Source organism: Pseudomonas sp. GW821-FHT09C08 (assembly GCF_059418125.1).
The window spans coordinates 640,102-657,803 of record NZ_JBWKPG010000001.1 but is presented as its reverse complement, the minus strand read 5'-3'; the positions used below and the strand labels follow the sequence as shown (position 1 = coordinate 657,803).

General features: G+C 57.7%; 15 protein-coding genes and 2 pseudogenes. 15 read left to right on the top strand and 2 right to left on the bottom strand.

Features of this window, described 5'->3' with window-relative positions; all coding sequences use genetic code 11:
* Positions 1-2: 2 nt before the first annotated feature.
* A complete protein-coding gene (locus tag AC07OJ_RS02615; RefSeq protein WP_256344154.1) occupies positions 3-1,043 on the bottom strand; it encodes an AraC family transcriptional regulator in 1,041 nt (346 codons plus the stop codon).
* A gap of 222 nt (positions 1,044-1,265) precedes the next feature.
* On the opposite strand from AC07OJ_RS02615, the gene AC07OJ_RS02610 reads away from it, so the two are divergent.
* The 14 genes from AC07OJ_RS02610 to AC07OJ_RS02545 all read left to right on the top strand — a co-directional run bounded on the left by AC07OJ_RS02610 (position 1,266) and on the right by AC07OJ_RS02545 (position 16,523).
* Positions 1,266-2,039: an enoyl-CoA hydratase gene (locus AC07OJ_RS02610; protein WP_106803950.1), complete on the top strand. Its 774-nt coding sequence runs from the start codon at positions 1,266-1,268 to the stop codon at positions 2,037-2,039.
* Between the two features lie 17 nt (positions 2,040-2,056).
* Positions 2,057-3,172 (top strand): enoyl-CoA hydratase/isomerase family protein, encoded by a 1,116-nt coding sequence (locus tag AC07OJ_RS02605; RefSeq protein ID WP_106803951.1) that lies wholly within the window; start codon positions 2,057-2,059, stop codon positions 3,170-3,172.
* On the top strand, positions 3,154-4,305 hold the full coding sequence (locus AC07OJ_RS02600) for an acyl-CoA dehydrogenase family protein (RefSeq protein ID WP_177009971.1): 1,152 nt from the start codon (positions 3,154-3,156) through the stop codon (positions 4,303-4,305). Before AC07OJ_RS02605 ends, AC07OJ_RS02600 begins: the two co-directional genes overlap by 19 nt.
* 40 nt (positions 4,306-4,345) lie before the next feature.
* Entirely contained in the window at positions 4,346-5,530 is a 1,185-nt protein-coding gene (locus tag AC07OJ_RS02595; protein ID WP_177009970.1) for an acetyl-CoA C-acyltransferase family protein, read from the top strand.
* A 127-nt stretch (positions 5,531-5,657) separates the two neighbouring features.
* Positions 5,658-6,467 (top strand): AraC family transcriptional regulator, encoded by an 810-nt coding sequence (locus AC07OJ_RS02590; RefSeq protein WP_177009969.1) that lies wholly within the window; start codon positions 5,658-5,660, stop codon positions 6,465-6,467.
* 264 nt (positions 6,468-6,731) lie between these two features.
* Positions 6,732-7,043 carry a DUF485 domain-containing protein gene (locus tag AC07OJ_RS02585; RefSeq protein ID WP_495093855.1) on the top strand — a complete coding sequence of 104 codons (312 nt, stop codon included), beginning with the start codon at positions 6,732-6,734 and terminating at the stop codon, positions 7,041-7,043.
* Entirely contained in the window at positions 7,040-8,704 is a 1,665-nt protein-coding gene (gene actP, locus AC07OJ_RS02580; RefSeq protein ID WP_495093854.1) for a cation/acetate symporter ActP, read from the top strand. The genes AC07OJ_RS02585 and actP overlap by 4 nt, the downstream gene beginning before the upstream one ends.
* Before the next feature lie 69 nt (positions 8,705-8,773).
* Positions 8,774-9,382, top strand: coding sequence for a TetR/AcrR family transcriptional regulator (locus AC07OJ_RS02575; RefSeq protein WP_106803956.1), 609 nt, complete (start codon positions 8,774-8,776; stop codon positions 9,380-9,382).
* Positions 9,383-9,533: 151 nt separating this feature from the next.
* Positions 9,534-11,372, top strand: coding sequence for an autotransporter domain-containing protein (locus AC07OJ_RS02570; protein WP_495093853.1), 1,839 nt, complete (start codon positions 9,534-9,536; stop codon positions 11,370-11,372).
* A gap of 672 nt (positions 11,373-12,044) precedes the next feature.
* Positions 12,045-12,344, top strand: coding sequence for a His-Xaa-Ser system protein HxsD (hxsD, locus tag AC07OJ_RS02565; RefSeq protein WP_495093852.1), 300 nt, complete (start codon positions 12,045-12,047; stop codon positions 12,342-12,344).
* On the top strand, positions 12,341-13,828 hold the full coding sequence (gene hxsB / locus AC07OJ_RS02560) for a His-Xaa-Ser system radical SAM maturase HxsB (RefSeq protein WP_495093851.1): 1,488 nt from the start codon (positions 12,341-12,343) through the stop codon (positions 13,826-13,828). Before hxsD ends, hxsB begins: the two co-directional genes overlap by 4 nt.
* Complete coding sequence (gene hxsC / locus AC07OJ_RS02555; protein ID WP_065905091.1) at positions 13,828-15,063, top strand: His-Xaa-Ser system radical SAM maturase HxsC; 1,236 nt, start codon at positions 13,828-13,830, stop codon at positions 15,061-15,063. Before hxsB ends, hxsC begins: the two co-directional genes overlap by 1 nt.
* The gene (gene hxsA, locus AC07OJ_RS02550) at positions 15,060-15,668 is read left to right on the top strand and encodes a His-Xaa-Ser repeat protein HxsA (protein ID WP_065905090.1); all 609 of its coding nucleotides are present in this window, start codon (positions 15,060-15,062) and stop codon (positions 15,666-15,668) included. Before hxsC ends, hxsA begins: the two co-directional genes overlap by 4 nt.
* 177 nt (positions 15,669-15,845) lie before the next feature.
* Entirely contained in the window at positions 15,846-16,523 is a 678-nt protein-coding gene (locus AC07OJ_RS02545) for a DUF5710 domain-containing protein (protein ID WP_495093850.1), read from the top strand.
* A 5-nt stretch (positions 16,524-16,528) separates the two neighbouring features.
* Here AC07OJ_RS02545 and AC07OJ_RS02540 read toward each other — a convergent pair.
* Positions 16,529-16,651 (bottom strand): annotated as a pseudogene (locus AC07OJ_RS02540) (hypothetical protein); the annotation flags it as partial.
* 198 nt (positions 16,652-16,849) lie between these two features.
* On the opposite strand from AC07OJ_RS02540, the pseudogene AC07OJ_RS02535 reads away from it, so the two are divergent.
* Positions 16,850-17,643: pseudogene (locus tag AC07OJ_RS02535) on the top strand (tyrosine-type recombinase/integrase); the annotation flags it as partial.
* Positions 17,644-17,702 lie beyond the last annotated feature (59 nt).

The window sequence follows — 17,702 nt, the reverse complement described above, 5'->3', positions numbered from 1 at the left end:
AGTCATGTGGAGCTGACTTTATCGGCTGGCGCCGCAATTGGATTGTACGTTTGTAGGTCCGCACCTGGGCGTCGATACGCGCCAGGTGTACTGCCGGTCCAGCCGCGAAAAGCACGGTGAAACACCGCCGTGGAATCAAACCCCAAGCCCAGGGCAATCTGCGTGATGGACAGGTCTGTGTGGATCAACTGCTGCACGGCGATGTCTCGGCGTAGTGCGTCCTTGACCATCTGGTAACTGGTGCCCTCCTCCTTGAGCCGGCGCGTCAACGTACGGGTGGACAGCAGCAGCGCGGTCGCCGCGCCCTGGATGGTGTCAGCCTGCTTGAGATGGGCCAGCAGGTATTGCCGCACCTGTTGCGCCACCAGGCGCTCCTTGAGCGTGGTGAACAGCCAGTAGCGCGGGGCTTCGCGCAGGAACGGCAGCAACTCGGCCTTGCTGCGACGAAACTGCAGTGCACCCCACGCGGCGTCGAACGATAACGCCGTGCACGGCTGCTCGAAACGGATGGGGCCAGGGAACATATGCATGTATTCCGACGCATACACCGGCGTCGCGAAAGGAAACGCCACGCTGTGCAGCGGGATCTCCTGGCCGGCCAACCACGACGCTACGCCGTGCACAAGTTTCATCATCAGTTCGTGACCCCAGCGCTGGGCGTTGGCGCCTGGGTTACGTGCCTCCAGCGAGATAACAAGTTGGCCTTCGTGCTCGCTGTAGCTAAAACGATAGTCGTCCAGCAACAGGTTCCAGAACCGTGTGAAGCGGTACATCGCGTTGCCCAGCGAACGTGCATCAAGCAGGCTCGAACACAAATACTTGAGCGTGCCGCTGCGCATGCGCCTGGAAAACTGCCCCATCACTTCATCATCGGTGCCCAACGCAACCTGTTGGTACAAGCGCACAAACTGGTCGTAGGTGACCCGCGCGCCCGGCGCCTCCAGCAAGTGCCCGGCTATGCCTGCGGCGCCGATGAAAGCCCGGATATCGGCCTCGCTGCAGATGTTCAGAGCCCCTTGCAGCAGGCCTTGAACGAAGGTCATGGGTAAGGTGTTATCCACGGAATGGTCCACCTGCTGCACTCCTCTGCTGACGGCTGACATGGCGCGATATGCAAACTATTCGGCGGGTCGGGTTATTTCAAGGCACCGGGTACGCTGGCTAAGCTAGGCCAAAGTCCATATCCAACGCAACCTTACTCGAATGGCCACCTTAAGTAAGCCGCCACGGTCTGGCCGTTAATGCAAACCTACGGAGTCTGAACCATGCCTTTTGAAACCCTGCTGCTGGAAGTCCATGAGCGTGTGGGCCTGATCACGCTGAACCGCCCTAAATCACTCAATGCCATTAACACCCAAGTAATCACCGAGCTGAATCTGGCCCTGGATCAGTTGGAAAAAGACCCGAAAATCGGCTGCATGGTCATCACCGGCTCCCCCAAGGCCTTTGCCGCCGGTGCCGATATAAAGGAAATGGCCGAGTTCACCTACCCCCAGGTGTTTCTCGATGATTTCTTCTCGGCCGCTGACCGCATTGCCAGTCGCCGCAAGCCATTGATCGCCGCAGTGGCCGGCTATGCCCTGGGCGGTGGCTGCGAACTAGCCTTGATGTGTGACTTCATCTACGCGGCCGACAATGTACGCTTCGGCTTGCCGGAGATCACCCTGGGGGTGTTGCCGGGCGTGGGTGGTACACAGCGCCTGACCCGTGCGATTGGCAAAGCCAAGGCCATGGAAATGTGCCTGTCGGGGCGCCATATGGGCGCAGAAGAAGCCGAACGCGCCGGCGTGGTCGCGCGCGTTTTTCCGACTGAAACGCTGCTGGAGGAAACCCTCAAGGTCGCCAGCGCCATCGCCGAAAACTCCCTGCCAGCCACCATGTTGGTCAAGGAAAGTATCAACCGCGCCTTCGAGTCAAGCCTCAGTGAAGGCGTGCGTTTCGAGCGCCGGGTGTTCCATTCGTTGTTTGCCACTGCAGATCAGAAGGAAGGCATGGCCGCCTTCGTCGAAAAACGTGCGCCGCAGTTCAAACACTGCTGATAGGCCGAGGACTCAGCATGAGCAGCACAGAAATTGAACCCTCGATTCTGGCAACCGTACGTAATCGCATAGGCCACCTGACCCTAAACCGCCCGCAGAGCCTCAATGCGCTGACACTCACCATGGTGCGCCTGCTCCAGCAACACTTGCACGCGTGGGAGCAGGATCCGGACGTGGTGGCAGTGGTCTTGCGCGCGGCTGGCGAGAAGGCCTTTTGCGCCGGCGGCGATATCCGCATGTTGTACGAAAGCCAACAAGTAGCTGATGGCGTGCACCAGGTGTTCTTCGCCGAGGAATACGCGCTGGATGAGTACATTCATACCTATCCAAAGCCAGTGCTGGCGCTGATCGACGGCCTGGTACTAGGGGGTGGCATGGGACTGGTCCAAGGCGCGAGCCTGCGCGTGATCACCGAGCGCACCCGAATGGGCATGCCTGAAGTTGCGATCGGTTTTTTCCCCGATGTCGGCGGCAGTTATTTCTTGTCGCGCCTGCCGGGCGCTTTGGGCGACTACCTCGGCGTAACGGGTGTTCAGGTGCGCGCTGCCGACGCCCTGTATGCCGGGCTCGCAGACTGGTGCATCAGCAGCACGCAGATCGCGGAGTTGGATCACTGTCTGAACAACATGAGTTGGCCCCAGCAACCCGGACAAGCGTTGCGGTCGCTGATCGCCACACTGGGTGTCAATAAATTCCCTGGGTCGGAGCTTAAGGCAATGCAGCCCGCCATTGATCAGCACTTCTCGCACCCAGACGTGCAGTCGATTCACGCAGCACTCCAGGCAGAAACGACGCCGGAGTTTCAGGACTGGGCCGAAGAAACGGTCGATGTCCTGAATAGCCGGTCGCCTATGGCGATGGCCATCACCCTTGAGCTGCTGCGCCGTGGCCGCGAACTGTCTCTAAGCGATTGTTTTGCCCAGGAGCTGCAACTCAACCTTCGGTGGTTCGCGGCGGGAGACCTGATGGAAGGCGTTCGCGCACTGCTCATCGATAAGGACAAAACCCCTGTCTGGCGTCCGGCGACCCTGGCCCAGCTTGAGCCTGCACAGGTGCAGGACTTTTTCTGCGACTTCGCCCCCGGCGCTGCTCGCCGCTACCCAGGAGCACTGGCATGCACGATCTCGAACTGAGCGACGAACAACGCATGATCCGCGACATGGCCCGCGATTTCGCTCGTGGCGAGATTGCCCCCCAGGCCGAAGCCATGGAGAAAGCCGGCTGGATCACAGATGACCTGGTAGCCCAAATGGGCGAATTGGGTCTGCTCGGGATGGTCGTGCCCGAGGAATGGGGCGGCACCTACATCGACTACGTGGCCTATGCCCTGGCCGTGGAAGAAATATCCGCAGGCGATGGTGCAGTGGGGGCACTGATGAGCATCCACAACTCGGTGGGCTGCGGCCCGGTCCTGAACTACGGCAGCCAGGTCCAAAAGAATCAGTGGCTGGTGGATCTGGCCAGCGGCAAAACCATCGGCTGCTTTTGCCTGACCGAACCCCAGGCCGGCTCAGAGGCGCATAACCTGCGGACCCGCGCAGAACTGCATGAGGGGCACTGGGTGCTCAATGGCGCGAAGCAGTTTGTCAGTAACGGCAAGCGGGCCAAGCTGGCGATTGTGTTTGCGGTCACGGACCCTGCGCTGGGCAAGAAAGGCCTGTCGGCGTTTCTGGTACCCACTGACACCCCAGGTTTCAGCGTTGAGCGCAGTGAGAAAAAGATGGGCATTCGCGCCTCCGATACCTGCGCCGTCACCCTGAACGATTGCCGTATACCCGAAGCCAACCTGCTCGGCGCACGGGGCAAGGGCTTGTCGATTGCCCTGTCCAACCTGGAAGGCGGGCGCATCGGCATCGCCGCCCAAGCGCTGGGCATCGCCCGCGCGGCGTTTGAGGCGGCACTGGTGTATGCCCGCGACCGCGTGCAGTTTGGCAAGCCGATCAACGAGCACCAGAGCATTGCCAACTTGCTGGCCGACATGCACACACAACTCAATGCCGCACGCTTGTTGATCCAGCACGCTGCACGCCTGAAAAGCGCGGGCCTTCCCTGCCTGTCCGAAGCCTCCCAGGCCAAGCTGTTTGCCTCGGAGATGGCAGAGCGCGTGTGCTCCAAAGCCCTCCAGATTCATGGCGGTTATGGCTACTTGGAGGATTACCCGGTGGAGCGCTATTACCGCGATGCCCGTATTACTCAGATCTACGAAGGTTCCAGCGAAATCCAGCGGTTGCTGATTGCCCGCGAGCTGGCGAACTACTCGATCTGACTACCCCTCGAACCTTTACTTCTCAAAACGGGAGCCTTCCATGGCCCACAAAGATGTGTTCTTCGTTGGCACGGCGCGTACCGCCATCGGCAGTTTTGGCGCCAGCCTGAAAGATGTGCCACTTGTTGACCTGGCCACCGTCGCCGTCAAAGGCGCCTTGATCCATGCCGGGATCGGTGGCGAGCCTATCGGCCACGTTGTCATGGGCAATGTGGTGCCCACCGAGCCCCGGGATGCTTACCTCTCCAGAGTCGCGGCGATGGGTGCCGGGATACCCCAGGAAACCCCGGCCTTTAACGTCAATCGCCTGTGTGGCTCCGGGCTGCAAGCCATCCTGAGTGCAGCGCAGGGCATTCTGCTGGGGGATTATTCAGTGGCCGTAGCCGGTGGCGCGGAGTCCATGAGCCGTGGCCCCTACTTGCTGCCCGGCCTGCGCTGGGGCAGCCGTCTGGGTGATAGCCAGGCCGTGGATTACATGAATGGCATCCTGCATGACCCGTGGAAGCGCACGCACATGGGCGTGACCGCCGAAAATATTGCCGAGCGCTATGGCATTACCCGTGACATGCAGGACTGTCTGGCCCTGCAGAGCCAGGAACGCGCTGCTCGCGCGGTAAGCGAAGGCCGATTCAAGGAGCAGATCGTCCCGGTTGAGGTGCAAGTCAAGCGCCAGACGGTGCTGTTCGATACCGATGAAAACGTGCGCGCCAATCTCGACCTCGCACAACTGGGCCGAATGCATGCGGCGTTCCAGAAAGGCGGAACGGTCACCGCCGGCAATGCCTCAAGCCTCAACGACGGCGCGGCTGCTGTGGTGCTGGCAAACGCCAGCGCGATCCAGCAACACAACCTGCAGCCCCTCGCGCGCCTGGTCGCGTATGCCCATGCCGGTGTCGATCCGGACTACATGGGCATCGGCCCTGTTCCGGCGACCCGCCTGGCCCTCAAGCGCGCCGGCTTGAGCATCCAGGACATCGATGTGATTGAGTCGAATGAAGCCTTTGCGGCCCAGGCCTGTGCCGTGGCACAGCAACTGGAGTTTGACCCGGACAAGGTCAATGTCAATGGTTCGGGCATCTCCCTCGGGCACCCGGTGGGGGCGACCGGTGCAGTGATTGCGATCAAGGCGATCCATGAGCTGCAACGCAGTGGCGGGCGTTATGCCCTGGTCACCATGTGCATTGGCGGTGGTCAAGGAATTGCCGCCGTTCTCGAGCGGATGTAACCCGCCGGTCGGCTTTTGCCCCGCGAAAACCGTCAGGCCAGGTTAAACCCACAAACGTCCAAGCCAAACGGCGTTGCATCTGCTTATGCTCTGCCAGACAACAGCGGTATCGCCTCGGTGCGCCAACATGCAAAACGACCAACCGAAACAAGACTGGGTGAGACACGCAGCGCCGACCTCAAAAGTAGAGCGTTTTGAAGCCTACTTCGGTTCGCACGCGTTTGATCCGCACCGACACGATACCTACGCAATCGGGCGGACCCTGTCGGGCGTACACCGCTTTCACTATCGAGGTGAATCCAAACTGTGCCTGCCCGGCGAAACCATGATCATTCACCCGGATGAATCCCATGATGGTTGCGCCGGCTCCGACGCTGGTTTCCACTATCGCGGCGTGTATGTGCCGCCCTCGCTGGTTCAAGACATCATCAAGGGCAGCGCCCTGCCCTTTTTCGGCGCCGGTATCACTCAGAATCAGCAACTGGCGGTGGCCGCCGACGCACTGCTCAACACACTGGATGCCGACCTGGACTCCATGGCCGAGGATGACGCGCTCTACACATTTGTCATCACCCTCGCCAGCGTCGCCAGCAGTGACCTTGTCAGTACGTCCCATCACTTTGCGGCTGCTGCCATCGCGCGCGAATACATCGACGACAACCTCGACCAGGCAATCACCCTCGATGACCTCGCTCATTGCGCCGGGCGCGACCGCTGGAGCCTGTCGAGTGACTTCCGCGAGTTTTTCGGCACCAGCCCCCATCGCTATCTGACGCTGCGTCGCCTCGATCGCGTAAAGGCTCTCGTCCAAGCCGGGCAAGGCTTGTCGGATGCGTCGATCGAAGCCGGCTTCTTCGACCAGAGTCATATGACCCGGCACTTCAAGAAGGCCTTCGGTCTTTCCCCCACGCGCTGGTGCAGCCCGCGAAGAACCTGAGGCCCAGACGCCGCAATGAACTGGCGGGTTATGCAAGTTAATCGGCGCATCGGGTTATTTAAATGCCTGTGAGGCACTGGATAAGCTAACGCCACCTACACCGGACATGACGTCCTCATCACACCTGCAAGGCTGATTCCGGCACGCACTCCACGCGTTATGGAAACGCGGCGGGGCGTAGTGCAGCACCCGCGGTGCGCAAGCACGGCAACCCCATAACAAAAAACTCCAGCCAATAACAATCAAGGTATCAAGGAGCTCAACATGTCATTGCACCCTGCCTATCAGGCGTTGCGCAGCAGCCCGCGTTATCGCGAACTGGTCCGGCGTCGCACTCGCCTGACCTTCACCCTCAGTGCCATTGTGTTAGCGCTTTATTCGCTGTTTGTCGCGGCGGTGTCCTGGTTCCCCCATGTCCTGTTGCATGTGCCTGTGGGCGGTGGCATCACGGTGGGGATCTGGTCGGCACTCATCCTGATTGTCGGCTCCTGGCTCTTGACCGGGCTGTATGTGTTTCGCGCCAACCACGTGTTCGACAAGCTGAACCGGGCGCTGCTGTCGGAGGTGCAACCATGAAGGCCTCTCGCCTGTTATTCGCCACGGCGGTGCTGTGCCTGTGCAGCTTTGCGGTCCTGGCACAAACAAGCCAAGCCGTGGCGCGCCAGCCCAACATGACTGCCATTGCGATTTTCCTGGCCTTCGTCGTGACTACTGTCGGCATCACCTACTGGGCATCGGGCCGAACGCGCTCAGCGGCGGATTTCTATACCGCCGGCGGCGGCATCAGCGGGGTACAAAACGGTTTTGCGATTGCCGGCGACTACATGTCCGCCGCCGTGCTGCTGGGTGTTTCGAGCATGGTGTTTTCAACCGGTTTCGACGGCATGATTTACTCGGTCAGCGCGATTCTTGGCTGGCCCTTGATTATGTTTCTGATGGCCGAGCGTCTGCGCAACCTGGGGCGCTACACCCTGGCCGACATCATCGCCTATCGCCTCGACCCGGTGACCACTCGCTTGTTTTCGGCGTTCAGCTCGTTCGTCATCGTATGTTTCTACCTGATTGTGCAGATGGTCGGCGCCGGGCAATTGATCAACTTGCTATTCGGCCTCGACTACGAAGTTGCAGTGGTCTGCGTCGGTGTGCTGATGGTGGTGTACGTCACTTTCGGCGGCATGGTGGCGACCACCTGGGTGCAGATCATCAAGGCCGTGCTGTTGCTCAGTGGCGGCATCCTCCTGACCGGGCTGGCATTCCAGCACTTTGGCTTCAGCATGGAGCGCATGATTGACAGCGCCGTCGCGACACACCAGAGCGGACAGCTGATTCTCGGGCCGTTGAAGATCGCCACGGACCCGGTGTCGATGATTTCCCTGTCCCTGGGGCTGGTGTTCGGCATCGCCGGTTTGCCGCATATCATGATGCGTTTTTTCACCGTTCCGGACGCCAAGGCGGCGCGCAAATCGGTGTTGGTAGCCTATGGCTTGATCGGTCTGTTTTTTATCCTGGTGTGCATCCTCGGCACCGCTGCCATCAGCATCGTCGGCACCGACCCCAGCTACTTCGACCAAGGCGTGATCGGCGGGCCACTGGTGGGCGGCGTAAACATGGCAATCATGCATCTGGCGCAAGCCTTGGGCGGTGATTTGATGTTCGGCTTCCTCGCCGCCGTCGCCTTCGCGACGATCCTGGCCGTGGTGTCGGGCCTGGCGCTTGCCGGCGCGTCCGCCATCTCCCATGACCTCTACGCCAACGTGTTGTGCAAGGGCAAAGCCGACAGTGGCAAGGAAATGCGCGTCAGCCGTTGGGCCACCGTGATCCTGGGTGTGCTGGCAGTTGCGTTGGGGATTCTGTTCAAGGGGCAGAACGTGGCGTTCCTGGTGGCGCTGGCCTTTGGTATTGCGGCCTCGTCAAACTTTCCCATTCTGCTGCTGGCCATGTACTGGAAAGGCCTGACCAGCCGTGGCGCACTGTGGGGCGGGCTGAGCGGTTTGGTCAGTTCCCTGGCGCTGGTGCTGCTGTCGCCGGGGGTATGGGTCAAGGTACTGCATCACCCCGAGGCCTTGTTCCCGTACGACTACCCCGCCCTGTTCTCGATGCCGTTGGCCTTCGCCGTCGCGTGGGGCGTTTCCTGCCTGGATCGCAGCCCGAGCACAACTACCGAGCGGGATGCCTACGAGCAGCAAAGCGTGCGCGCCGAAACCGGCTGGGGGGCGGAGAAAGCCGCACAACACTGAAAACTCTTTCCGGGAGCGTGGCGCCATCGCGTCACGCTCCTTTTTTTTGCGTTATCGGGAGGCCCGACGATGCCTGTTTCTGAACGACGCTCGCATTTCACCCAGTACCGTCCTCAGGTGCTGGAACTGCTGGCCAGCAAAGGTTTCAGTCAGGTCGGCATGCGTGAACTTGCCTCCTCCCTGGGCCTGTCACCGGGTGCGCTTTATCACCATTACCCCAGTAAGCAGGAGCTGTTGTTCGACCTGATTGAAGAGTTGTATGAGGAGTTGCTTGCCGGCGTCGCCAGCGTGAGGCGCGCAGCGGTAAAAAAGCCGGAAAAACTCAACCTGTTGATCCAGGTACACCTGCGCCTGCATGCAGAAATGCCGTGGCACTTGCGCCTGGCGGAGCGGGACATTGGGTGCTTGACCGAAGAACAACAGCAGCGCTTGTACAGGCTGCGTGAAGACTACGAAGGCGGTCTTCATATGACCTTGGGCGCACCTGCCCAGATCGTTGATCCTCAAGCAGTACCGATTGCCAAAATGATCGCCAACTTGCTGCAGTGCGCGCCCGCCTGGCTGACGGGTTTAGCGCTGGATCAGCACCAACAGCATGAATTCCTGCAAGATTTCCTCACCACGGCAATAAACAAGTTGCTAACACATAAACGTACAACTCTCAGTCGTTTAGTTTAGAAAACACATAAGTGATTTTTTGAGTTCTGACATTTGTATCACGCCTTGCCCTGCGCATAATCCTCGCTGACATAAACATGTGACTGCATAACCGACACACTTTTCCGCAGTGTCGGAAGCGCTGCCAAAACAATAAAAACAGGTAGAGACAGTGAACATCACAGACACGCGAGTCCGCAGTATCCTGATCGCCGGCGTATTGTCGCTATCGTCTTACTCCGCCCAGGGCAATTCTTTCTATTCCTTTGGCGACAGCCTCACCGACAACGGCATTTCTGTGCGTGAATTTGGCGCAGCCATCGGCAACGCGCCTGGTCGCTACCCGGGCGCGGATGGGAAATTCACCAATGGCAGCACATGGGCCGAGGTCCTACCCGGCCTGTCCGGGCTGGCCTTCAGCGATACCAACGGTTATGCAATCGGCGGCGCAAAGAGCGGATATACCGGTTTTGACGACGCCTTGGTGGGGGCGCCCACCGGTTTTCTGACCCAAATAGAAAAGTTCAGTAGTGACGTGGTCAGTGGAAAAAAATCCTTGAGCAAAAATGACCTGATTGGCATCTGGATTGGCACCAACGATATTTTCGATGATGCGTCCCTCGCCGCATTGGATACCTACGTCAACAATATAGAAACCGGCATCCGAACACTTCAGGCACTGGGCGCACATAACTTTGTGCTGATCGGTTCTGATGACGTCTCGTTATTGACAGACCCTTCGCTCGCGGCAGACCCGGCCCTTGAAGCGCTTTCAATTAGTGCCAAGACCTTCAACCAGCAATTGCTGGCGCTTAATATTTCCAACGTTAACATCTACTATTTTGATGTACTGAATTTACTAAAAAACACGGTAAGTGACCCCGCGAAATATGGTTTCACTCATATCACCAGCCTGGATAATTGCGAGGCCAACCAATGCGACACACTGTCCCTTGCGCAACAGAACACCTATTTAATGAAGGACAGCATTCATTACACCGATCGCTTTGAAAGGCTGATTGCGAGTTATATCGCCAATATCATCAATGCTCGAAACACCCTCAGCGTGCAATCGACCATGGTCGGTTCAGCAGGCAACCACTTTCTTCAGCCGCTGATCAGTCGATATGACCTGCGGGGTATCGATATTGAGGCGCGTAATCAGGCTTCACCCTGGACAGTTTTTATCAACGGTGGCGTTGCTAATGGGGCCGACCATTCGCAGATGCCCGGGCCTGGGCTCGCCCCTGGAAAAGACACCTTCAAGAACAACGCCATCAGTATCGGAGTCGACTACCGACTCTCAAGTGTATGGACGCTCGGCGCGGCTTTTAACTACTCAGATATTGAATCGAGGCAAGCAAGCAAAGGTGGCAGCAACACCGCATTGCAGATGGGCCAGGCCGCGGTCATGGCGAGCTTTGCCGCACAACGGACATTTATCAACATGGGGTTGGCCTATGGCGCCGGCCAGTTCGATATCTCACGGGCCGGCATGTTCGACAACCTGGCTGCCTCACCCAATGCCAATGTGCTGAGTGCCGCAGTACGTGCAGGCCGGTGGTTTCACTTTGAGTCCGTTGAGTTGGCCCCGGTGGTCGGCTTGGATTACTGGCGCAGCAGGATCAGTGGCTACTCCGAGCAAGGTGATTCATTACTGCAAATGGGTGTGCGCGGCCAGCAATACGAACAACTGAATGCCAGCCTGGGTGGGCAGATAGGAAAGCGCATCAATAGCCACGGGGCATCCGTAGAGTCACTGCTGCGCCTGACCACAGAGCAAGTCCTGACCGACAGTGATCGAACGCTTGAAAGCTTTCAACGCAACGCGCCCAATTTCAACATCAAAACCCCCGTCAACGGGACGGACGAAAGACCATTCGGGCGCCTGAGCGCGCAAGTCGATATTCATCTTCCCTCAGGGTGGGGCATGAACTTGAATGCGATGAGTACCTTTGGCAACCGGCAGGATGATCGCTCGATAATGGCTAGCTTTAGCTACGATCTCTAACGCGGTAATGGACCGTGAGACTGGCGATCGCTGTGCATTAGCCCTACATTAGCGGCGATCAATATTGTGTCGAGCATAGCCTATCGGAGTTGCTGCTCTCGACCGAGAGCGGATTTGCTTGTTCTTGATGAGCCCTGCACTCCCCCACCATATCCAATGAGAAGTTACACTGAAAGACACCTTAATCCATCTTGGTCTCTATCAGAAAACGCCGCTCGCGATCGCTCTTTACCTTATGCTACTGGGGGCAAGATTGGGGGCATATTTTAAGATTTCCTGTCTGAAAATACTGTCCTAGAGCCCAATCAAAATGTTTTTTGGGGATCCTGAGAGTCTATAGAAGCCGTCTGGCAGGCCGTTTATCTGATCATTTCTGGCTTTTCATAGGCCATGGAGATCCATCCACTTCCAGAGGATTGCCAGACTTGGGGCATGCTTCGGATGATTTAAAAGGATGCCCCCAGCCTGAAGCCAAGCAGGCTATTGATGAGAATGGGGACACTGAGGGTGATAAGAATCCTCGATCCTACCCGGTATCAACGACCGAGCCGTAGTGAGCGCACCACCCACCACACTCGACAATTGCGTGCGAATGAAAAAAAGATGATGGCATAATGCCTTGGCAACCGGCAAAATCCACATGTTCCCAACGGATTTGAAGGACCGATTCCGATGACATGGCCAGTCACGCTGAAACTCGACAGCGCAGCCTACTCCCTCAGCGTAGTGCAACGCGTAGCTTATTCTCTGGCCGACATTGTCGCGATCCAGGTCGGTATTGAAGCCAATCAGATAAGCCTGACGGCCCACCCAGCTGAAGTAAGGCTAACGCTTTCCCCGGAACAGGCTCATTCGCTGATCCTCCAGCAGCTGAACGACTTCGCTCTACGCGATCATATCAACCGTGAAACTGCTGGGCTGCGCGAAGTACTGGCCCGAGCCGCGCTCGCTGGGTGTGGGATTTTTCAGTGACGCTGATTGCGACAGACGCCAAGCACTACCGCTTGCTGCCTTTTCGATTCATGCGCATGAACACGGGACATGACCGTGACATCCTGCTCACCTCCGATACTGGTGAGTACATGCACGTGAACGACGCGCAATTACGAGCCCTCAGTTACTTCGACGTTCAACCAAGTACGCCTTTTTACAAGGACCTGCTGGCCCGCCACTTCATCTACGAACCAGGCCGCCACGACCCGCTCCCGGAAATGGCCGCGCAGTACCGCAGCCGCAAGGACTTCCTCTTCCAGGGCCCTGCACTGCACTTGTTCGTGGTTACATTGCGCTGCAACCACACCTGCCAGTACTGCCAGGTGTCGCGAGCGCCTCTGGGAGGATCCGGCCACGACCTGTCGGAAGCAGATGCTCAGGCGGCGGTCGATCGCCTGTTCGAATCGAACGCTCCCGCCCTGACTGTGGAGTTTCAGGGTGGCGAACCGCTTCTGGCCTTCGATCGCGTCCGCCAGATTGTCGAATGGGTCGTTGAACGGAACGTGGTCGAACAACGGGATATCCAGTTCGTCATCACGACCACGCTGCACCACCTGACGGAGGAAATACTCGACTTCGCAGAGCAAAACCGCATCCAGTTTTCGACATCGCTCGATGGGCCGGCGCCCTTGCACAATGCCAACCGCCCTACCCCGTCACGAGACTCCTACGAACGCACTGTCAAAGGCATCCAGTGGGTCCGTGAGCGCCTTGGTCATGATGCAGTTTCCGCGCTGACCACGCTGACTTCAAGAAGCCTTGAACAACCTGAAGCGATCATCGATGAGTATGTTAGCCAAGGCTTCTCCAGCATTTCGCTTCGGCCTCTGAGTCCTTATGGGTTTGCCACCAAGAGTGCACATCGACTTGATTATCCTATTGAGCGATACCTGGCCTTCTACAAGAAGGCACTAGCCTATTTGCTGCATATCAACCAACAGGGCGTATACCTCTCAGAGAGTTATACGAGCCTGTTGCTGAAAAATATCCTGACCCCCTTCTCCTCCGGCTATGTAGATCTGCGCTCCCCTGCTGGCGCAGGCACTGCGGCGCTGGTTTACAACTATGACGGTTACGTCTATCCCTCGGACGAAGCCCGAATGTTGCTGGAGATGGGTGAAGACGGCTTGAAGCTCGGCACCGTGCAGCAACCCCTGTCTGAATTACTCGCATCGCCGGTTATGAATGCGTTGCTCGCCAGTGGTGTAGCAGAGGCGCTGCCGGGCTGCACCGACTGCGCACTTGTACCGTACTGTGGTGCAGACCCCATCGAACACTATGCCCGCCAAGCTGACCCGATCGGACACCGAGTGTTCAGCAGCTTCTGCAAGAAGAACATGGGGTTGCTGAAGCATCTTTTCGGCCTGCTTTGCGATGGCGACGACAACGTGCAGAGGGTGCTGCTGTCTTGGTTGAACAGGCGCTCTTACAACGATGTCCGGTTTCCGGGTTACAGGGGCTGATGGCGATGCTGCGCAAAGATACCCACTTCGAAATCCATCACCTGAATGAGCCGAAACTGCTCAAGGTCATCACTCTGGATGAGTTCATCGGACAAGGCCTGGCTGTTTGTGCCGGAAACGCTGAGCTCGGTGACCTGCTGCTTTGGCTGCCAAACGAAGAACGGCTACGGAGCCCGCATCTGCTCTCATTACCAGTGGGTGGATTCCTGATCCCGGAGCCATTGATCGGCGACTTCGACAGCGCGCGGCCACACCTGCACACCCCAAAAGACGCGGATGTCGTGCAGCCCGGCGATGTCATTGCCATCACACCAGGCAACGCGTTGGTGCGAGTGCTCTATAGACGAGGCTCAGACAGCAACCTGCTGTTCATGACCGATCGTTGCAACAGCCTCTGCCTGATGTGCTCGCAGCCGCCCAAAGATATCAATGACCGTTGGCACATCGAGGAGAACCTACGGCTGATCGACCTGATGGACCCGGGCGAGGAAAATCTGGGAATCAGCGGCGGAGAACCAACGCTTTATCGCGACGGTTTGCTCGAAATCCTGGCCAAGTGCAAAGCCGTTTTGCCGCAGAAATCCATTCATGTGCTCAGCAACGGGCGTCTGTTCCAAGACTCAAGCTGGATCGCAGCGCTCTCTACCATCGGCCACCCTCAGTTGAGCTGGGGCATCCCGCTTTATGCAGACAATGCCGAAGACCATGACCATGTGGTGCAGGCTCCAGGCGCTTTCAGCGAAACCCTGCAAGGTCTTTACAATCTGGCCCGCGCCAACCAGATCATCGAGATACGCGTGGTGCTCAATCGCCTGACCACGCCACGCTTGCCCGAACTCGCCCACTACGTATTCAGGAACCTGCCCTTCGTGCGGCATGTTGCGTTGATGGGTATCGAAAGTACCGGCCTGGCAAGGAAGAATTACGAAGAACTGTGGATTGACCCGTTGGACTATCAGGAGTCGTTGAGCCAAGCCGCGTATTTTCTATTCAACCGCGGAGTGCCGGTTTCGATCTACAACTTGCCCCTGTGTCTGATCCCGGCCCACCTCTCGCTTTTCGCCCGCCAGAGCATCTCGGACTGGAAGAACCTGTTCATCGATACCTGCCAGCAATGCGCTGCCGTCAAACATTGCTCTGGTTTCTTCAAATCCCACAACGACCGCTGGCAGAGCCGCGGCGTACAACCACTATCGACCGAGGCTTTTAACGCCTATGCAAGGAGTGCACAGTGAAATTGCTCGACCGCTGGAAAGTTCTGATCAGTGGGATCAGCTTGCTGCCGATGGCAGGTACTACCCTGGCACAGGCGGCCCATATGTCGCTCGCCGATGCGAACTGGCAACCCAACGACAAGCTACAGCCTCCGGTATTTGCCGATACGCTCAATGCGCCAGACACCGTCAACATCTATGCGGCACATCGATCGCACAGTTCTCACCGGTCCCACAGTTCGCACAGTTCTCACTACAGCGGCTCAGGTGGTTATAGCGCACCTCGCTACTACAGCCCACCCGCTACCAGCACCCGAAGCTACAGCGCGCCGAGTGCTTCGAGCAGCACCCCCAGCAGCAATAGCCTTTATCAGTCGCCTGGCACTACCAGCGGGACAAGTTCGAGTACTTCAAAGAGTCGTGCGACCAATGAGCAGAAAAGCAACCTGGTCACCCGTGTGCAGACCGCGCTGATGGTTCGCCAGTATTACCAAGGCTCCATTGATGGGGTAATGGGCAAAGCGACGCGTGGTGCGTTGATGGCCTTTCAGATGGACAGTGGGCTGACCGTCAATGGCCGGATGGATACGCCATCGCTGAATGCGTTGGGTATCAAGATTCCATAAGTCGCTTCAGGTTAAAGCTGGCGTCCGTTCAGCAACGAAGGAGTTATCCCATGCAGCACATCATTCAAGTCGACAACACTTTGTCGCCATGTTTTTAGAATTCGAATATCCCCAAAAGCACCAGAAGGTTCTAGCATGGGATCTGGCGCTTACTCAGCAATACGTACGGATACGGAAATGGCAAGGATTGATCTGAAAGTCCCCTTCTCAGAAAAAGATGAAGCGAAATCACTCGGTGCCAGGTGGGACCCGAGCCTGAAGACTTGGTACATCCCCGAGGGTGTCGAGATCGCCCCCTTGGCTCAATGGCTGCCCGTAACAGAGCACGCAGAGTGGGAGCACGGCCCCGAATTTAGTGTCAGAGCACCTTATTACTACGTCATAGAGTCAGTGTCAGACTGCTGGGGCTGCTCTAATTTGACCCGCGTGTTCGCGTTCAAGCTGCCCGAGCAACACGAAGAGTTCGATTACTACGAGGATGAGGACGAAGATTTCGCGCTCACAAGCAACCTCGGCGAATGGAAGTGCCATGGATATCGCGGAACGGTCTCCAACGTCGCCAGCCTCTCTCCCTTGGTCACGAAGCAGATCCATCACTTCACCAACAAATTCAAGCAGGCCTATAGCAAAACAGTGGGCAGCCGTTATCTGATGAATCACTGCGAAAACTGCGGAGCCAAGCTCGGCGATTTTTTCATGCACAGCGAACCTAGTGGAGCTTTCTTCCCAACCTCACCTCAAGAAGCTCAGCGGATGACTCTCATCAGAATCAACGAGCGGTTCGACGCCAACTGCAGCGTCGGCTTCGCATCCGAAGATTTTTTCGACTGGATGCAGGTTCGCGAACAACCCTAATTACCCTATCCAATACCGTGCTGCTCGAGGACCTCAGCTTTCCACGACATCGGACCGTACTGAGCTTTCCAAGCCTTCAGGCCGGAGTGATTGCCACCTTTTTCGATGACTTCACCGTTTTCAGGGGGAACGTGTCGCTTACCCTCAACCTATGGACTACTGAAAACCATCTGAATCCATCTGGTTTCTGTCGGAAATCTCCACTCAAGAACCTGATACACCTGGGGGCAAAACTGGGGGCATATCTGAAACTTATCTGCCTGAAAACACAGCGCTAGAGCCCAGTTAAAATGTTTTTTTTGGCGATCCCGATAGCTTGTAATGGAGGGTTTAGCGGAGCGCTGAACAACCACATATTGCCTGCCATTGGTAAAAAACCGGTCACCGAGATCAAGCTGGAGCACATCACCACGATGATTACCGAGCTGCGCCGGCAGCGCACAATGGCCATGGCCGGGCGCGTGCGCACCATCATCCGTGCCGTTCTGGGCTTTGCCGAAGGTCGTGGTTGGGTGGAGCGCAACGTGGCGCTCAGTAACATTGAGGAGTTGAAGACTCGCCACACCGTGACTAGCAACCCAGCGATCGAAAGGCCAGCCGACCTAGGCAGGTTTCTCCTGCGTCTGGATGACTGCAACGACGGCAGCGTTGCCGCCGCAATGCGCGTGCTGATTATGTTGCCGGTCCGCCCAGGCGAACTGGTGCAGATGCGCTGGGAAGACGTCGACTTGATGGGCGCCGATTGGCGTTATGTGGTCAGAAAGTCCAAGCATCTGTACAAGAGCAAACGCATCGTGCCGTTGCCTGAGCAAGCCTTGGTCCTGTTACTCGAACTACATAAAGCCCGCGTGGTGGATGAAGAAGGCAAAGGCTGGGTGTTCGTCTCGCCGGTCTATCCGGGACCTCCCATAAACCCGACCTCCATGCTCACGTCCTTTCAGCGTATCTGGCCAGAGTACGACATCACTGCCCACGCCTTTCGCGCCACCTACCGGACCTCTACCTCGACGAGCATTTGCATAGATTCGTCGTTTCACCCAATGCCAGGTGCGATGGAGGCAGTTTATGCGCGCAACTCCTAGTGCAGAGCCAGAAGGCGGCTCGACAATGGGCTGATTAGACCCATTGCGGCAAAATAACGGTGGACGCCCCAACCGCCCCGCGTAACGGCGTAGACCC